This window comes from Paenibacillus sp. GCM10027630 (assembly GCF_042676305.1).
Lineage (GTDB): Bacteria > Bacillota > Bacilli > Paenibacillales > NBRC-103111 > Paenibacillus_S.
The window spans coordinates 288863-308024 of sequence record NZ_JBHTGY010000010.1 but is presented as its reverse complement, the minus strand read 5'-3'; the positions used below and the strand labels follow the sequence as shown (position 1 = coordinate 308024).

The following is a 19162-nucleotide window of genomic DNA, read 5'->3' as shown; positions in this document are numbered from 1 at the left end:
GTCAACATCCGCCAGAAGCAAGTAACATTCATAAATCTAAGGCCATCGCTTCGTACACTAGAAGTTGGATGGCTTTTTTGAGTACTGCCATGCGCGAAACTGGAAAACCGCCGCCATTTCAGCTAGTCTAATAAGAAAGAGATTGAGTGTGAGGAGGAACACATGTGAAACCGATTCTGGAAGTGGAAGCTGTTACCGGTGGGTACAGCCGACTTCAGCCTGTCCTGCATAACCTGTCGTTTCATGTACAGCCTGGCGAAATGGTAGGCTTAATCGGATTGAATGGTGCGGGTAAAAGCACTACCATCAAGCATATTCTAGGATTGATGACACCTCATCAGGGGGAGATCCGCTTAAAGGGTCAGCTTCTGGCTGAATCACAGGAGCAATACAGGAAGACATTTGCCTACGTGCCGGAAAGCCCGCTCTTATATGAGGAGCTGACTGTCCGTGAGCATTTGGAATTAACTGCGAGGGCATACGGTATCGACCGTAACACCTATGAGCAGCGTTCGGCTCCATTGCTGCAGCAGTTTCAGATGGACACTCTTACAGAGAGGCTTTCTTCGCATCTCTCCAAAGGCATGCGTCAGAAGGTCATGATTTTGTGCGCCTTCATTGTCCAGCCCGAGCTCTACATAATAGATGAGCCGTTTCTTGGTCTCGACCCGTTAAGCATGCGTTCTCTGTTGGAGCTAATGGTAACCGTAAAGCAGAGCGGTGCCTCCATTCTTATAAGCTCCCATATTTTAGCTACTATTGAACGTTATTGCGACCGTTTCCTCGTTCTGCATCAGGGGAAGCTGATAGCTTCAGGAGATGTAGATGCACTCCGCGATGTTGCCGGCATGCCTGCCGCTGCACCGTTGGACGACGTTTTTTGCGATTTGGTGACAAGGAGCTGACCATCTTTGATTGATTTGCATGCTTTATACCGGAGTCGCGCGTCACTGTTTTTCAAAGAAATTCGTCCCTATCTTCAGTACGCAATGCAAAGCGCAGCCATGGCTGTTGTCGTCGGCTTTCTGCTTTTCTCTATCGGTTATAAACAGTTCTTGCAATGGGTTACGCCTGACTTTCCTTGGCAACTTTTATCCGCGGCCGTTATGCTCCCTGCTCTCGCTGGCGGACGAATCCGTACCTACTTGCAGGAAGCCGATACTTTGTTCCTCCTGCCTCAGGAAAGCGGAATGAAAGCCTACCTTAAAGCAGCCATGAACCGTGCGTTAATCGCACAGCTAGCAGCCGTAGCGGCCGTCTGGTTAATCATCTGGCCTCTCTACCACAAGCTTGCTGCCTCAAACGGCTGGATGTTCTTACTATTGCTGGTCGTTTGGTGCGTGTATAAAAGAATCATGCTGTTCGGAAAATGGACCGAGCTTCAAATACAAGAGAAACGGACAAGGCTCCTCTTTCAAATGATGAGATGGATCCTAAGCGCCATTGCCGCGTACTGCATCATAGCCAGCAAACCGGCTATAGGCATCTTGCTGCTGTCGCTTCTTGCGATTGCTTATCTTGGTTTACTGCGGCTTCCCAGACAGCACATTGTGAATTGGAGCTTGTTAATCGACATTGAGCTGCAGCATAAAGCAAGTATTTACCGTATCTTGAATTGGTTCGTCGACGTGCCTTCCGTCCAAGGTAAAGCAAGGAATGTACGCGGCTTGGACAGAATCGCCAGATGGATTGCTTTTCGACAGGATCATACCTACTCCTATCTGTACACTCTTGTATGGCTGCGCTCGGAGCTGTTCGGAATTACTATGAGGTTAACGCTTATCGGCATCCTTTTGCTTGCAGCCGTTCACAATGATATAGCACTCGCGTCCATTTATTTGGTATTTACAGTTATTAGCGCACTGCAGTTATCCGAGATGAAGCTTAACTATCACGAGCATGTATGGCAGCATATATACCCGATACGCTTGGAGCAGCGGAAACGTTCGGTCAGCTTTATCAGGTACCGCATTCATCTGGGTATCCTTATCCTGCTTGCTATTCCTTGTCTCTTTACGTTTTCCAGCCCGTTATGGGCTTTAGCCTTATTGCTGATTGCCGCTGTTTCCTCTGGGCTTTACCACCGTTTTCGTTAAACCGGTCTAGTCCCTAATCGAATATCACACAGAACCTACTTTTGCCTGCGAGCGGCTTGTCGTATAATAAGAGGGACCTTTTACTATAATGAGCTACTAGGAAAGGAATTACTTCCATGCGACCAACTCCCGCGATTACCAGAGCGGCACGCCCTCGCGGTGCCCGATCCAAAAAACTATTATGGACTTTTGTCCTGCTATTGCTCGTACTGGCAGTAGCTAGCGTCACCATTTCCACCTATGTCGGCTGGAAGCTTACTCATCCCGAACATAAGGCTTTAACCGATAGCCCGGACAAATACGGATTATCTTTTGAGCCGGTGGAATTTGATAGCCGCAATAAAGATGTTAAGCTAAAGGGCTGGTTTATCCCTGCTTCAGACACCTCTACTCCTGCAAAAATGAACATTATATTCGCTCACGGCTACCGGGAAAATCGACTCCAATCAGGAGCTGAAGCCCTTAAATTAGCCAAAGAACTTGCAGCACAGGGTTACAATGTGTTAATGTTCGACTTCCGAAATTCAGGCGAGTCCGAGGGCAATCTAACTACGGTAGGCTATTTGGAGAAATTCGATCTATTGGGAGCTATCGATTGGACCCGTGCCCATCATCCAGAGCCGATTGCTTTGCACGGTTTCTCTATGGGAGGTACCGTCGCTCTTCTTGCGGCTGCAGAGGACCCACAAATCGCAGGAGTGGTAGCGGACAGTCCATTTAACCATCTGACCCGCTATTTGGAAGATAATCTGCCTGTCTGGTCGAAGCTGCCCAATTATCCGTTCACCCCGTTAATTCTCGGCATTCTGCCGCCTTTAACCGGGATTGTCACGGATCAGGTCGATGGCTTGACTGCTGTGGATCGTATCTATCCACGACCTGTTTTGTTTATTCATTCTTCTGAGGACGCTTCTATCCCTTATCAGAACAGCGAAACGATGTGGGAGAAGCATAAGGACCGCTTCCAAATATGGAAACCTTCCGCAGGTCGGGAGCATGTACGAGTCCATGCCAAGATGGCAGCGGAATACGAAAGCAAAGTTTTGGAGTTCTACAAGAGCTTGCAGCGTTAAGATCTTTGGAATCGACTGCTTCATTAGGTGCTTCAGAAGGTTCGGGATTAAAATTCCCCACAAAGTGGGGGCTTGCTTCGAAGTTGATTCAGATACTTTGCGGGGAGCGCCGAAACATATGAATTCTATATAGGCAAAAAGGGGGCTTCCACTAAGTGGAAGCCCCTTTTCTTTCAGAAACTGATTAATGAATCGACTGTTAATTGATGAATTCCGCTTTTTGCAGAAGACGCTTGACCATGACGGAAGCTTCTGCACGCGTCGCTTGCGCCTTTCCTTCATAGTTGCCTTCCGACTTGCCGTTGGCAATGCCGGCTTGAACGATGGCAGCAACAGCCTCTTTGGCCCATCCTGCTATAGAGCCGCTGTCTTTGAACATGCTCAAAGCCTGATCTGCCTGTGAACCGTTTGACAGCTTCGCATAGCGAAGTGCATTGTTCATCAATACCGCGAGCTCCTCGCGAGTGATCGGTTGATTAGGGCGGAATGTGCCGTCCTCATAACCGGTCAACAGCTTCGCATCAAAGGCTGCGGCAACGGCGCCCTTGAACCAGTCTTTATCGCTAATATCCTTGAATCCGACAGCCTTGCTATCATCAAGTCCGAGTGACCTGACAATGATGGCCGTGAATTGCGCTCTAGTAATATTGCTGTCGGGCTGGAATTGATTATCTGAAGTTCCTTGGACAATAAGCTTGGATGCCAACAGCTCGACATCGGCTTTGGCCCAATGAGCGGCCGTATCCTGGAAGCTTTGGCGATGCTCAACAACCGTATACAAGCTGTTGCCGTTACGCTTCAGAGTCGCAACCCATTTACCATTTGTAAGGGTAAATACGGATGGCACAAATCTAAGCTCGCCCGTCGGTGTCAACATCACACCTGTACTTTGTTCAGGTTTCAGATCGGCAGCTTCAACACTGATCGTCCTGTTGACGAAGGTACTTCCGAAATTCGTAACGGTTTCCGTCTGCCCGTTTCCTGTTACCGTAACTGCGAAATCTACCGCTTTGGTGAGCGGCTTAGCACCTATCGAAGATGCAACGCTGGACACATCTGAGCTCTGACGTTCATTTGCTGTTGTCATAGTAATGCGGATCTCCAGCTTATCCGTTGTTGTCTTCAGCTTAGTGGACAAAGCTGCAAGATCAAGTGTGCCGATAGGAAGCGAGTAGGAGCCAGTGGAGCTGACAATAACGAGCGTAGCATTACGGTTTTTATCTGCAATCGCAAGCAATGCATCACCAGGAATTTGAGCTACCACCGCAGCAGCGTCACCCGACTCGATACGAACGATAACTTTGTCTTGGCTCTGCTCCAATGCCTTGCGAATATCATCAAGCTTAACCGTTACATTAGCCTGTACTCTGCCGTCCTCAGTTTTACCAAGCTCCGGCTTAATCGCAATACCACCGTCTGCTACTGTGGCAGGAGTGGACGACGGCATGGAAGATGAACCTCCGGAGCGGTGATTGTTGCTTGGGTTGCTTGGGTTGCCGGTTTCGGTTGGCTTAGCTTGCTGCACTATCCTGCCTTCGACAGCCGGTGTGACTGTGCCTCCCAATAAGCTTACGTAATTGATGAAGTTTTCGTAATCCGGATAACCCAAATCCTCATGATAAGCTCCATTAGTGACAGCTTGAGCAAATGATGCATAACCATCACCGCCAGTGGCCATAAAGCTGTTGGTCGCTATCCGGTAAGTTGCCGTCAAGCTCAGCGGCTCGTATGACGTTTCTTTTTTGATCTGTACATCAAAGACGCGGCTGCCTGCTGGTTGACTCGGGTCCCACTTAAACTTTAGGCCGGCCACTTGCGGGAATTTACCCGGCAAATCAGCAAGAGTAGCACCGCTTACTCCATTCTCCAAACCATCCAGCAGCTGCTGTCCCGTGACATCGAGAATGTATAATGTATTGCCAAACGGTATTACTGTTCTTACTGATCCCATCGTAATATTGCCCTCAGGGATGGATGCCCGGATACCGCCTCCGTTCTGAATAGCGATTTGCGCGCCTTTCAATTCTTTACCCTTCGAAAGCATACTATCGGCTATAAAGTTGCCCAGATTCGTTTCTTTAGCGCGGACATTCACGCGCTCGCCGTCAAGCATTACCGTTGTTTTACCGATAATTTGATTTTTTAATGCATCAAGCTCCGCATTGTATCCCGCCAGCTTCGCCTTGGCGGTAGCATCTTCAGCAACCGCTGCAGTGACTGGCTCCAGCTTGCCTTTTGTAAATTCAGGTGATGTGATGACATTGCCGTGGCTGTCAAATGTAACATCGACGCGGCCAAGAAATTTGCCCCACTCATTTGCCTGAACGATCACAGTTGGAGTCTGTTTTATGCTATCCGTTACAATTTCAGGTGCATCCAGCTTCGTATGTGTGTGACCACCAACGATTAGATCGATACCCTCTACAGCAATCGCAAGATCCTTGTCACGTGCATAACCCAAGTGAGATAATGCGATGATCGTATTGATTCCTTCTTTTTCCAATGCTTTAACTGTTAGCTCTGCTGAAGCTGCTGCCGCATTGAACACAACATCTTTACCCGGGCTGGATGTTTCCTTCGTATCCTCTGTTGTGAGCCCGAATACACCGACCTTATGACCGTCTCCCGCATCCAATATTACATACGGGTATACACCTGCGGAAGCTGTAGCCCGCATACCACCATTGCCATAGGTATTGAGAGTTACTGACGACTTAAGAAGCGGTTTGATGTTGGCGTCCTTGGAAAAATCAATATTCGAACTGACCAGCGGGAAATTCGCATCTTTGACGAAATTGGCGAGCACAGCCGTTCCTTGGTCGAATTCATGGTTGCCGAACGTCATAGCGTCATAGCCCATATCATTCATGAAGCCCAAATCCGCTTTACCCAACCACTTCGTGAAGTACAGATCGCCCGAAAATACATCCCCTGCATCCAGAAGAATACTGTTTTTCGACTCTGTACGAACTTGTTTAACCAACGTTGCGCGCCGTGCTGCATCCGCCAAATGGGCGTGCGTATCATTGGTATGCATGACGGTAAGCGTCCAGCTCTCTCCGCTGCCAGCCGGCAACACCTTCACGTTTGCTTCGGCCACGCCGTAACCGTCAGCGCTTGTTGCTGTAATGACTGCCATACCTACCTTAACTGGCGTAACAGTTCCGTTCGAGTCAACCGTTGCTACGGAAGCATTGGAAGACTTCCAAGTTACTGTTGCGGCAGTTCCGCCGACCGGCGCTACTGTAGCGTTCAGCTTCGCAGCTGCTGCACCTGCTTCAAGCGACAGCGATGTTTTGTCCAACGTTACCTTGGTTATATTTAGCTGCAATATTGCGACGGTACCACCGACTTCGTTAGCTACTAACACCAAAGGCAGTCCTGTTGGGCTAGCAGTTGCCGGTATGAATTCAATGCCCTCCGGAGCAGAATCCGACAGTACATTTGTAAAATCACGTGTGTTGATGTAGTTGAAGAACACAGGGTGTGCAGGGTCGGTTACATCATAGGTCATAATGCCTCCGATCCGTTCAAGGCCGACAAATGCGAACACTTTCTCGCCAACCACACCGATCTTGATATCCTCGGGCTCCGGTCCCTTCTTCGTGCTGCGGCTGTCCAATGTAGCGTTACTATTGCTTGCGTTAAAGTATTTCGGCAGGCGCTGCGAAGTAATTTTCTCGAAGTCATTGCCGCTGTCAAATACCTGCTCCATCGTATCCGCATTCCATACGGAGAATGATCTGCCACCGTACATAAATATGCCGCTATTTCCCATGTCACTGGCCACTTCTACTTTATCGTATTTCGTAGCATTGGCAGGATCGCTCAGAAACTTAGCTGCAGCCGATGAAGGATCCAGCAATCCCTTCATATCTTTAATTGTTGATCCGTTCTTGCGGCCCGGCCAATCCGTAACGTCCCCTTCATTACCAGTAAACAGATAGGTTTTACCGTTAACCGCGTAAGATGCAATGCCGTCCGGCATATACATGCCGTTGAACGGAACGTTCTCCAAATTGATCTTGCTGTCATTTAGCAGATCCAAGGCATTTATCGGATTATTCAAATCCTTATAGCCCAGTCCTTTGACTGCCAGTACTTTCTTAGCCGCGATGTCAATAACAGCTACCGCATTGTTTTCCTGCAAGGAGACATATGCTTTCGTATTGTCAGCGGAAAGCGTAATATATTCCGGCTCGAGATCTCTAATCGCATCGGCTTTTGTTCCGCTGCCAGTAATCAAGCCGGTATTTGGATTAGAAGCTCCGCGAATATGCACCTTGTCATCAATCACAGATGGATCATTGAACTTTACACGAGTGACCGTGTCCGTTGTTGTATCGACGATAGTAATGCTGCCTTCCGGGTCCTTGCCTTGAACCCGAGGCTCGCCTTCATCGGCTGTAAGTACATAACGGCCATCAGGAGTTGATTTGATCATATCCGGTTGTACGCCGGCTTCGTATGATTTGATCAAAGCTCCATCGTAGTTCAGCATTAAAATTTTGCCGTTCTTCATTGAATCTTTTTCCTGTACAGATACGAACACCCGCTTCGTTGCCGTGTTAATATCTACACTGGTCAAGTCTCCATACATGAAACCGCCAGATTCAGACAAATCTTTAACAGCGACACTTCTTTCTTTAGACATTGAACCGCCTGTCGTCAATTTGACTATGTCCAGGGTTGGCGGATTGCCGGAGCCGTTAACGATATAAAACTTTCCGTTATCCTTATTATATTTGACGATTTCGGCTACACCGCCATCGGCATTGGTTTGGCCTACGGAATATTCGCCGATCTTCGTAACACTCATCTTATCCGGGATAGCTCCGCTTATGACATTAAGTGCCAGCGTTTTGCCGCCCCAGGACAACGGGCTGGAAGGGCCGTAAACGGAATCGTAGACGGAAACGGTAACTGTCTTCGATCCTTCCGTGCCCGCTGCCGGTGTTCCTTCAATTACACCGCTCGTTGCATTGATGACAAGTCCTGCGGGAAGCCCTGTAACTTTATATGTATAAGGCGGTTTACCTCCGGTTGTTGCAATAACGGAGGAATAAGGCAGGCCAAGATAGGAGTCCGCTAATGTCTCAGTCGTGACAGTAACATTAGGGAACCATTCTCCATAGGAGCCATAACGCGGTTCATTTGCTTTGATGACGGATTCATTCGCCGCACTGTAATCGATTTGTTGAAAATCTGTTTTATTATTATCGTTATCCGTCAAATTTTTACGGCGAAGCGCTTTTTTCTTGGATGTGCCTTCCGAATCACCGGTTGGATAAGCGGTTTCATAGCCGTCAATATCACTGCCTGAATCATTGCTTCCGGTGCCCAGCATATCCACGTAGCCAGCTGGCTTGTTAGTAAACGGATTGGCGTCTGTCAAAATCGATTGATTGCTAATCAACGCAACCTTAAGTCCTTTGTTGTTGATATAACGGTTTATACTAAAGTCGCCTTTATTCGTAAGATCCAGCTTCAGGTTACCTGAAGAAGCACCGGTTGCCTTCCCAATAATCAAGAATGAGGAGTGCGCTTTAATAGTACCCGTTAAATTAAACTTTTCCCATGCTTTCGTTGCACCGGTTTTGCTTGAATCCCCACGGTCCGCATATTGCAAAGACCAGCTGCTTAAATCTACGTTGCTGTCTGTTGGATTGTATAATTCAATAAAGCCATTGGAAGCGTAGGTTCCGGTATCGGCGTCCAATCCTCCCCCGTACACCTGATTGATGAACACATGCGGAACTGTCACGTCATAGCTTCCGTTCGCTTTGTACGGCGTTCCCGCTAGCGGTGCAGCATCCGCCTGTGCTGAGACAGCAGCAAACAGCGAGCCTGCCAGCATCTCCGCTGCAAGCAGTAGTGAAAGAACTTTATTGCTTCTCTTACTCAAAATACAATCACTCCTTGTTAAAATAGTCCTCGTTACTTTAACAAAGAAGTATAAACTCGAATGCCATATATTATAAAGATATTGTAAATTGGGAAGAATTTCACAGCTGTTGCAACCTTGGTTCGAAATAAAAGCAAAGTGTATTCGCACACTTCTAACCAGATAACTAAGAAAAACACTCGGATCACCAGGCGGGACTTAACTGCAACTTCATATATAGTTGCGTGAGATGGAGTTCGTTTGCCGGTTGGTTCGTTGGCGGTTGGTTCGTTTGGCCGTTGGTTCGTTGGCGGTTGGTTCGTTGGCGGGTTGGTTCGTTGGCGGTTGGTTCGTTGGCGGTTGGTTCGTTGGCGGTTGGTTCGTTGGCGGGTTGGTTCGTTGGCGGTTGGTTCGTTTGGCGGTTGGTTCGTTGGCGGTTGGTTCGTTGGTTGGTTTGCATCATGTCTGAAATTGAACGTCAGTTCTCCGATATTAACGAAACTTGTAACCTCTGGCACCCATTAGTAACTAAACCTGTTAAGCGCTCTTCTTTACAGACGTGTAATTGTTCCATAATGAATAAGTGGAAGCAATTAGCGGAAGTGATCGTTCCGCTATGGCATGGAAATCATAAAAAACAGAGTAATAGCGTAACAACAGCTTCCGTTATCTCTCGTTTTTGTGCATATTATACATCATTGTCCCCACATAGCGGAATTCTGACTTCCGCTATCGTCTTAAATTGGGGGTGGCAGATTAAATAACGGAACTATCTGTTCCGTTCAATACCTTTGGACACATTAGTTACTTCCACGTTATCCGAATATAAAATGGAATTCGCCTGATGATTGAAAAGGATACCCGTGCCGCATATTTTGGTGCAATAATGTGCAATGAATACTTACATTTTCTGACTGATTCCCTCTCTTGTTCTACTCTGTGGGCCTGCCCCTTCTTTCTACCTAATCGGTCTTTGATCCGGTATTCATAGCCATACTTCACATTGTAGTATTCCATCCGGTATAGCCATATACCCCATTGTTATATTCCCTATGTACCTTCAAAGCTAAAGCGATGGTGTATTTTCATCCCTTCTAGCTGCAAATCTCGCATAGGAGGAAATGAGGTGCGCTATTTCATTGTTTTAACGTTATGATTCGAGTGAAACGGAACTAGGATCCCTTATTTGTTTAAAATAGGGCATTTCAGTCTATTAAAGTCGGAATAACGCATCGTAGTTCCGCTTCTTCATGAAATAGGATGGGTTTTCAACCCATAGAGGATCGACGTTCCGTTAGTCAGCGGCATTCCTGTTAGATGGATCCAAGACATAGCATAGATGAGCGACCGCGATCATTTGCAGGTATTCTTGCAATATCAGACTTGCTCAGCTCCACTGAAAACTTATTAGTCTAATATGATAAGAAAACCGTCTCATCCATCGGTTGCCCGAGGAAGGGACGGTTCATCATGGAGAGCACGGTGCTGGTCAGCCCACGCTTCCAATTGTATCGGATTTCTACCCGCTGAGACTTAAAATAAGCCGTTAGCTCACAACCGATTCTGCGCCTTTATAGGAAATCTTCTTCCCTGTACGGGATGATTCATATATATCCATTACCAGGCTAAACGTTTTGTAACCTTCCGGTCCATCAATCCAGAAATGCTTGCCTTCCAGCAAATGCTCGTAAAAATCACGAATTTGCAGCTCATGGCTCACTCCCCAGTAAGACTTCTCTCCCGTATTATTTACAGAAGGCTCCGTCAGCACAGTTAACTGTCCATCCTGCTCCAAATACAAGGTTTCGCCTCTTTGAACCAGTGAGCCTTGTTCAAATACAACTTCAAGCTCCACAGGAGAGTTTTTCAAGTAAGCATTTGTAGCATAGAAAATGGCTCTTGCTCCGTTTTTAAATTCCACATAGGCATGAACGGTATCCTCTACCTCAATAACATCCTCGAGTGAATCATTGGAAAATGACCCTTTCACACTAGCAATATCACCGCCGAACCAATGCAGTAAATCCAAGGTATGAATAGATTGGTTGATCAGCACACCGCCGCCTTCCGTCGCCCATTTCCCTTTCCACTCGGTCTCGTAATAGCTTGAATTACGGTACCAGGTGACAATCCCCTTCATGCAGATCAGTTTGCCAAATTCGCCTGAATCAACGGCTTCCTTAATCCTCTGCGAGGCGGCATTATAACGATTTTGGAAAATAACACCGAGCTGTACATCAGGATTTTGCGCAGCGGCTTGCAGCATGCTTTGTCCGGCAGCCTTAGTTTCAGCCATCGGCTTCTCTGTCAGCACATGTTTGCCTGCATTCAAAACATCTACCGCCATAGGAGCATGCAAATGATGCGCAGTACACAAATGAACAACTTGAATATCTTCACGCTTCAACATTTCTTTATAATCCGTGTAATAGTCACAGCCATATTCAGCGGCCACTTTCTTCGCTAAACCTTCATTTACGTCAACAACCGCCTTCAGTTCAGAGCTTTCCAATCCAACTACCGCTTTCAAATGGATGCCTGAAATAGAGCCGAGTCCGATAATTGCTGTTCCCAATGTTTTCACGGTTTCACCTGATTCCTTATAGGTTGTTGTGTGCAATCCTTAACTGACGGGACAAGCCCGTGGGCATAGGCTCACACTTTACTTGTTATAATGAAGCATAATAATAACAATTTCCTTGCATGAATTGGTCTATATATTGCTTTTTTTGCTAATAAAAGAATTCAACGTTTTTCAGCGCGGCTGCTTTACAGCCATTCACGAATATTTTACTCAAAAAAATCACCCTTGCCAAGAAGCGCTTCAAGACGGCAACAAGCTTACGGTGTATACAGAAGTGGTGATAGTTAATGGTAGCAGCATGTACAATGGGCATAGTTAGACATACAGTCTGCAATAACGTCTATAAGGATTGACGAGACCAACGCAAGTATAATAGAATTACTAATGTTTGTTAGGCTTATTTAAAAGGGTGATCTCTTGTGTTATCCATGAATTTAAAAATATTTGTTATCTGCATATATTTGCTTCTCATTTATTCCGTTTCACAGCATCTGCCTGATTTAAAGATGATTTTCTTCCCAACACTCGGTGCATTCTCTTACTTGTTCATTAGCCGTTCCTTCCATTTTAGAGATTTCGCCAAGATGATCGCCGGAGCTTCGGTTGTCTCTTTAATCAGCTCCTTGCTATTCTTATCCATGACAGGGATTATCCTTTTTTCTTATCAACGCTATGTACGATTCTAATAATTCGGAAGTTTAATTTGAACGCGCCTCCGATTTTAGCCATTGCACTCATTCCATTCTTCTCCCAACCTACCCACTTCTGGAGTCTTCCGTTGGCGGTTCTAGTTTCCTTACTGGGCTTGCTGCTGACGCTATCCGCCGTTGAATTGGCAGCAGCATTCGCAGCTCGGAATCAATGGGTCCAACGTTTGCGTAAACGCACAGACACTTCGCTTGATACAACTATTGACTCTTAAAAGCTGATCTTTCTGTAACCGACAGAAGGATGCGGCTTTTTTCATTTCCTGATGTCCGAAAAAAGGATCTTGTTGTGTAGAATCAATACTTTTGTCACCCGAGAAACCGAAGGACGCTCCAGTTCCAGCTGGGTTCACTCTTTACTGCTTTTCGCTCGAATAGCGGATATGGAAGATGCTCCAAGCAGCAGCAATGGTAAGAACACCGAGAAAATGAGTGCAAAGGGACTCCAGTTTTTGGAAAGAAAGTCACTAATATAGATGGAATTGGGGTAGCACATTATGGAAAGGACGATTAACCCCAGTGCCATCGGAATGATGAGTGGCTTCTCATCCTTGATATTCATGACTTGGACAAAACCGATAATTGAGGCGTGAAAGGTAAGCACGATTTTAATAAAAATAGACAATACCCAAATAGAGATCATAATACCTTCTACCCGCTCAAGGAAATGACCGATGCTAATATTTTTGGCAAGCGTATACGCAGGAAATAACTGATTCGCCGTTAATGTAGCTCCGAGTACGGCAATGCTTCCTACTGTTGTACAAATGAGTACTGCCCCCCCTATTACTATACCTGTAATAAAACCATTCCCTCTCCCTTTCGTTTTGGATACTAACGGATAAAACATGAGCAGCACTATCAGTTCCTGTAATCCCCAAAAGGTAAACCCGCCACGCACAATCGGTTTTATCCCGAACTCCATGACAGGCAAAAAACTGGCCCTTTCAAATTTCGGTATCAAAGGCACAATTAGCAGTAAAAACAATATCATTAACCAAGGAAAAAAAGCTTCCGCCGCACGTGTATATACAATAAACCCGGACCGGACGGCCATCACTACAACCAGAATAAAGAGCATCTGCAATACTTCCATAGGCGTTTCCTGCATAATTTGCGATGTTACAAAATAACCAAGATCCCCAATCATAAGCGATGCCAACAAATAGAAAAACAGCACAAAGCAGAGGGAGACGGCTTTACCGAACCATTTCCCGAGTGTTGTCTCGCAATATTGAACCAATGTCTGATCACCCATACGTTTTCCTATCACGACAAATAGCACTGCATTCAAGAGATTGAAGACAACACCGACAATGCAAGCCAGCCATGCATCCTGCTTAGCCTCTAATGCCAGGCCGGTAGGTGTAATAAGAATGGACGTACCTATCATAAAAAAAATGACTAGAATCACAAACGAACGCTTGCTAATGATTCCCGCCTGATCCATAGAGCTGCCTCCTCTTTATTTGAATATCGAATATACAGCACGTGGATAAGGTCCCAACGCCGCTGCAACCCAATCAAGAGGATTCGGCAGCTCCAGGTTCAAGCTTTTTGCAGAACATAGCGCAGTTACAGCTAGTGTTATCAGCGCCAATGTCCACAGCTCTTTATGATTTTGTTCTCTCCATAATCGTGGGAATTCCTTCAGAATAGTCCAAGCCAACGTACCAGCTATACCGACAAAAAGCCACATTAGAGTACTCCTATTCTTTATTTGTATAATCCACCGGCTGCAAGATTGTCCCCATTCTACGAAGGATCGAGTTCACATGGACACGTACTTTAACGGTTGTAAATGCCTTGTTCCAATCTTTAATCTGATGCCAAACCTTCGGATACTGTTGGTGAAGCACCTCGCCGAATCCATAAATATCTGTGCCAAAATTCTTTTGTACTTTTTGGACTGAATCTTCGATGAAGGCCTTTATTTTATTATCAGTCAGTTTTTTCAGCTCGGGAACGATAGCTGCTTGCGATAGATCTATACTGCATTCGGCATCCGATATATCCTGCTCTATTCTAAGATATACATCGAATTCCGGCTTTCCGTTCTGGATACTCGCTTTAATAAAAGTATCAGCCCGGATAACCTGCATCGTAATATTGCCTTTTCCTTTTGGGCATGGAATAAATCCGGTCGTCTGGTAAACTGAATTTTGAACATAATTTAATGCCTTTGTGTCATCTTCATCCAACCAACCTACCATCCGATCCCTTTTGAAAGCGGCCATGCCGGCATATTGCAATATTACAGGTGGTTCGATATATTGCCCATTCGTCGTTTTTTTTCCAATGTTTCGATTTCCAACGATTTCAAGACCTGTTATGGAAGGGCTCTTCCCCTCCGTCCCCAAATCTTGAAGCAAGTGGTTGAGTGTCATGCTGCCGGTGGCCGACCATAGTTTATCCGAGTTATCAAGCTTTGTATAAATATTATTCGCAGGAATCGGGTCCATCGGACTATTCATTTTTAATACTTCGGAAGCGTCCGTATCTCTGGCAATGACAAAAAAGAAATCAGTTCGCATCTCCATATTCCTCGACAAGAAATCTAACTGTTTACTGATCCCCTCTCTGGCCGCCCCTTCCCCTATGATAACCATACGCAAATGAGCGAAATATAAGTGGCGTGGAGCTTTTACGGTCATTCGGGATAATGCTTCAGGAATCGTGGTGCCTACCTCTTCGTACGTAACGACCGGGCTCGCAGTGCTGATGCTTCCTTTTTTGCTGGCAACCTGACCTGGATTAACGGTTTGGACCGTAACTTTGTATTTGCCATTGGATTTATCGATCCCCATTCCAACTACAATATTCAGATCATTTAATTCATGGCGGCTCCAGCAGCCAGTCATTAGCAATAATAGGAGCATTAGTAACAAGCAGCTTGCAATAGCTCGTTTCATGTGAACTCCTCCTCACCGGCGTTTCTGGCGAACAAGATTCTTTTGGCGAAACATTTTGGGCCGGGTAATAAGATTCGGGAATGAAAATCGAAACAAGGTATCTTTTTGATCGGACAGATGAAATGGAGCCAATGAGGACATATAGGGTACACCAAATGAGTAAAGACCGCACATATGAACCACAATGGCTATAAGCCCTATAAAGATTCCGAATAGACCGAAGGTAGCGGCAAGTATCATGAGTACAAACCGGATGATTCGGATCGTTATTCCTAAGTTAAAAGCCGGAAGAACAAAGTTGGAGATGGCTGTGATGGACACTACGATAACCATAGCAGCACTTACCAGTCCCGCTTCCACTGCAGCTTGACCAACTACTAGCGTACCAACAATAGATATCGATTGGCCGACCGTCCTTGGCATCCGTACACTCGCTTCCCGTAAAATCTCGAAAGTTACTTCCATCAAAATGGCTTCAATAAAGGCCGGAAATGGAACTCCTTCTCGCTGGCTCGCCAAGTTATAAAGCAGTGTTGTCGGCAGCATCTCCTGGTGGAATGTAGAAATGGCGATATAAAAGGAAGGCGTTAAAAGCGCCAAACCAAATGACAGGAATCGAAGCAGGCGAATCAATGTGGCAAAATCAGCCCTCTGGTAATAATCCTCGCTGGATTGGAAAAATTGAGTAAACAGAGCCGGAACCAATAATACAAAGGGAGTACCATCAACCATAATGGCCACTCTTCCCTCCAGCAATCCCGCAGCAACTACATCAGGCCTCTCTGAATTGAAAATGGTTGGGAAGGGAGTAAATCCCTTGTCTTCAATCTGTTCTTCAATATAATTACTTTCCAGAACCGCATCTATATCAATGGTAGACAGCCTCTGCTTAACTTCCTTGAGCACATCCTCGGATACAATATTCTGGATATAGACAACAGCCACTTCGGTTTTAGTTACTGTCCCTATGCTCATCGTTTCCATCCATAAGTGGCGGTCTTTGATCTTCCGGCGAAGCATCGCAGTGTTCCAACGAAGCACTTCTGTGAACCCTTCTCGCGGCCCCCTGACAACGGATTGCACATTCGGTTCTTCAACGGTTCGAGCCACTAGCTCTTTAGTTGAAACGGCTATTCCGTGTGAGCACTCATCGATCAGCACAATACTATCGCCTGACAATAGAAACCCGTACAGTTCATCGAAGGTAAATATATCAGCAACCGACCCTGATGAAACTACACTCTTCTTGCAATGATCAAGCAGTTGTTCGGAAGTGAAATTATTGGTTTCGTCGCCTTCAAAGGAGGCCAATAGAGAGTGAACCATGTTATGCAGATTGGAAATTCCTTCAACATAGAACACGGCTCCTTGGACAGAGCGATTATTGCCCACATTTAATACAATATCACGAACTGTAATATCATCGCTGTATCCAAGACCTTTCCTGATCTGCTTCAGGTTGTCTGCAAGCCTCAAGTTTAGTGACTTATCCCCATCATCATGCTCAACCATGGAATCCTCCTCAGTATGCAGCGCATAGTCCTAATGACTATTCTCTGCTCAAATTCCATATTTATGCACACATGGAAGGTATATTTACAATAGAACCCTGACATCAAGGAGAACACCTATAATACTGCTAATTTCATCTCTTTCACAAAAGGGTACTATGGAAATTTAGTACTCTTTTTTTATGTGCAATCCATGTACAATATAAATATAGAATTAGCACCTGGTATTAGAAGCCATTCAAAGACAGTCCCCATAATGAGGAGTTGATCCATATGATGTCAGTTCTTATATCATTTCTAAAGCTTTTGTTTCGGATTTTATTCAGATTTCGAATAGCTGGATTGGAAAAGCTGGACTTCAGCCAACCCGCTATTCTCATATCCAACCACGTTTCGTTGCTTGATGCCGCTTTGCTCGCGGCCTACTTGCCGGATGAAGCCACCTTTGTAGTCAACACTACTATCGCCAAACGACTCGGCCTGCTGCTTAAGCTGCGGAAGCATATTACTGTTGACCCATTGAACCCCTATTCAGTCAGAACGATGGTTAAAACGGTGCAAAGCGGTGCTCCGCTGGTCTTGTTTCCAGAAGGTCGTATTACGGTAACCGGCGGGTTAATGAAAATTTACAGCGGGATTGGATATATCGCAATGAAAACCAACGCCAGAATCTTTCCAATCGCCATCAATGGGGCGGAAAGATCCAAGCTCTCCTATATCGGACATAAAATCAGAACCGTATGGTTCCCTGCAATCGATATCCGGATTGGCGAAGCCTTCAGTATAGCCCAACAGCCGAATGTCTCGATGAAGCTGCAAAAGGAACAGGCCGCCGAGCAGATTCTCATCGTCATGCAGGAGGAGCTGCTGCAAAGCAGATTGAAGCCGGACGTCAATCTGTTCAATGAGCTGCTGCTGCAAGCTTCGCGGGACGGCTGGCAGCGGGTCATCTGTGAGGATATGTCCCAGAAGCTGACCTACCAGAAGCTGATTCTAGCTTCCTATGTGTTCGGCCGCAAGCTGCGGCCGCTCCTGCGCGGCGATGCCGCGGCGGGCTTGCTGCTGCCTAATTCGAACGGCCATGCGATCGCGCTGTTCGCCTTGTTCCGGCTAGGAGTCACCCCGGCTATGCTGAACTTCTCCGCAGGCGCACAAAGTCTGCAGGATGCTTGTGAGACTGCTGTGCTGCGGACGATTCTTACATCACGCCAGTTCGTCGCGAAAGCCAAGCTGGAGGAGACGGTTGCGCTTCTTGCAAAGCAATGCAGCATTATCTACCTGGAGGACGTCAAAGCAGACGTCCGGCTATCCGATAAATGGGGTGGCTTCACTGACATGCTGCTGCGCAAAAAAGCGAATCAAGGCTTTAATGACGTCATCCTGTTTACTTCAGGAAGTGAAAGCAAGCCCAAAGGTGTTGTGCTTGGCCATGAGCAGCTCTACGCCAACATCCAGCAGGCCCGCTCGGTATTCGATTTCACTTCGGCAGACAAATTATTTAATGCGCTGCCTATGTTTCACAGCTTCGGGCTGACTGCCGGCACATTACTGCCCATTCTGACAGGCATGCCAGTCATTTTATATCCAAGCCCCCTTCATTACCGTGTCATTCCGGAAGTTGTCTATGACCGGAATGCAACGATTTTATTCGGTACCTCCACCTTTCTTGCAGGCTACGGACGCGCGGCGCATCCTTACGACTTTCGTTCGTTGAGATACGTAGTGACCGGTGCAGAAAAACTGAAGGAGGAAGTAAGCGAGCTATGGAGCCGAAAATTCGGCATTCGCATCATGGAAGGCTACGGCACGACAGAAGCCGCTCCTATAGTTTCAATCAACTCGCCGCTGGCTTATAAGAAGGGAACAGTCGGACGGCCTCTGCCGGGAATACGATTCAAGCTGGAATCCATCCAAGGGATCGAATCGGGTGGCAGTCTGTTAATCCAGGGACCTAATGTAATGAAAGGGTATTTGATTCATGGGAAAGGCTTCATGCCTTCCTCAGAGTGGTATGATTGCGGGGATGTTGCAGACCTGGATGAGCAAGGCTTCCTCACCATTAAATCGCGGTTGAAGCGGTTTGCCAAAATCGGCGGCGAAATGTTATCTCTGCAGGTTGTTGAGGAGCTGGCGACAGCTTGCTATGGAGATGCAGCAATAGGGGCGATTAGTATGCCAGACGGTCGTAAAGGCGAGCGAATTGTACTCTACGTCACCAAGCCCGGCTATAGCATGCAGCAGTTGAAAGCCTATATCCACGATAGAGGCTACCCTCCTCTGCTGCTACCTTCCAAGCTTGAGGTAATTGATAAGCTCCCGCTTCTCGGAAGCGGCAAGACCGACTACCTTGCTTTAAAAAAATTAGCGGAATCCCAAGTGGAGAAAGGAGCTTGAT

At 46.5% G+C, this 19162-nt stretch carries 12 protein-coding genes; 6 read left to right on the top strand and 6 right to left on the bottom strand.

Translation table 11 applies throughout. The features are described from left to right. Positions 1-164: 164 nt before the first annotated feature. The 3 genes from ACFQ0C_RS06160 to ACFQ0C_RS06150 all read left to right on the top strand — a co-directional run bounded on the left by ACFQ0C_RS06160 (position 165) and on the right by ACFQ0C_RS06150 (position 3169). Positions 165-905: an ABC transporter ATP-binding protein gene (locus ACFQ0C_RS06160; RefSeq protein WP_379364953.1), complete on the top strand. Its 741-nt coding sequence runs from the start codon at positions 165-167 to the stop codon at positions 903-905. Between the two features lie 6 nt (positions 906-911). Beyond that, entirely contained in the window at positions 912-2096 is a 1185-nt protein-coding gene (locus tag ACFQ0C_RS06155) for an ABC transporter permease (protein WP_379364951.1), read from the top strand. A gap of 116 nt (positions 2097-2212) precedes the next feature. Further along, positions 2213-3169, top strand: coding sequence for an alpha/beta hydrolase (locus ACFQ0C_RS06150; protein WP_379364949.1), 957 nt, complete (start codon positions 2213-2215; stop codon positions 3167-3169). A gap of 199 nt (positions 3170-3368) precedes the next feature. Here ACFQ0C_RS06150 and ACFQ0C_RS06145 read toward each other — a convergent pair whose 3' ends face one another. Next, a complete protein-coding gene (locus tag ACFQ0C_RS06145; protein WP_379364947.1) occupies positions 3369-9074 on the bottom strand; it encodes a choice-of-anchor I family protein in 5706 nt (1901 codons plus the stop codon). 247 nt (positions 9075-9321) lie between these two features. Between ACFQ0C_RS06145 and ACFQ0C_RS06140 the strand changes: the two genes are divergently transcribed. Continuing rightward, on the top strand, positions 9322-9522 hold the full coding sequence (locus ACFQ0C_RS06140; protein WP_379364945.1) for a hypothetical protein: 201 nt from the start codon (positions 9322-9324) through the stop codon (positions 9520-9522). A gap of 1077 nt (positions 9523-10599) precedes the next feature. Here the strand turns inward: ACFQ0C_RS06140 and ACFQ0C_RS06135 are convergent. Then, on the bottom strand, positions 10600-11637 hold the full coding sequence (locus tag ACFQ0C_RS06135) for a Gfo/Idh/MocA family protein (RefSeq protein WP_379364943.1): 1038 nt from the start codon (positions 11635-11637) through the stop codon (positions 10600-10602). A gap of 778 nt (positions 11638-12415) precedes the next feature. On the opposite strand from ACFQ0C_RS06135, the gene ACFQ0C_RS06130 reads away from it, so the two are divergent. After that, positions 12416-12559, top strand: a complete 144-nt coding sequence (locus ACFQ0C_RS06130) for a hypothetical protein (protein ID WP_379364941.1) — start codon at positions 12416-12418, stop codon at positions 12557-12559. Between the two features lie 134 nt (positions 12560-12693). Here ACFQ0C_RS06130 and ACFQ0C_RS06125 read toward each other — a convergent pair whose 3' ends face one another. The 4 genes from ACFQ0C_RS06125 to ACFQ0C_RS06110 are packed head-to-tail and all read right to left on the bottom strand — an operon-like array spanning position 12694 to position 16768. Next, positions 12694-13794 (bottom strand): GerAB/ArcD/ProY family transporter, encoded by a 1101-nt coding sequence (locus ACFQ0C_RS06125; protein ID WP_379364939.1) that lies wholly within the window; start codon positions 13792-13794, stop codon positions 12694-12696. Between the two features lie 15 nt (positions 13795-13809). After that, positions 13810-14043 (bottom strand): hypothetical protein, encoded by a 234-nt coding sequence (locus ACFQ0C_RS06120; RefSeq protein WP_379364937.1) that lies wholly within the window; start codon positions 14041-14043, stop codon positions 13810-13812. A gap of 10 nt (positions 14044-14053) precedes the next feature. Then, entirely contained in the window at positions 14054-15256 is a 1203-nt protein-coding gene (locus tag ACFQ0C_RS06115; RefSeq protein WP_379364934.1) for a Ger(x)C family spore germination protein, read from the bottom strand. Between the two features lie 12 nt (positions 15257-15268). Continuing rightward, positions 15269-16768 (bottom strand): spore germination protein, encoded by a 1500-nt coding sequence (locus tag ACFQ0C_RS06110; RefSeq protein ID WP_379364932.1) that lies wholly within the window; start codon positions 16766-16768, stop codon positions 15269-15271. A 275-nt stretch (positions 16769-17043) separates the two neighbouring features. On the opposite strand from ACFQ0C_RS06110, the gene ACFQ0C_RS06105 reads away from it, so the two are divergent. Continuing rightward, positions 17044-19161, top strand: a complete 2118-nt coding sequence (locus tag ACFQ0C_RS06105) for an AMP-binding protein (protein ID WP_379364994.1) — start codon at positions 17044-17046, stop codon at positions 19159-19161. Position 19162: the final 1 nt, after the last annotated feature.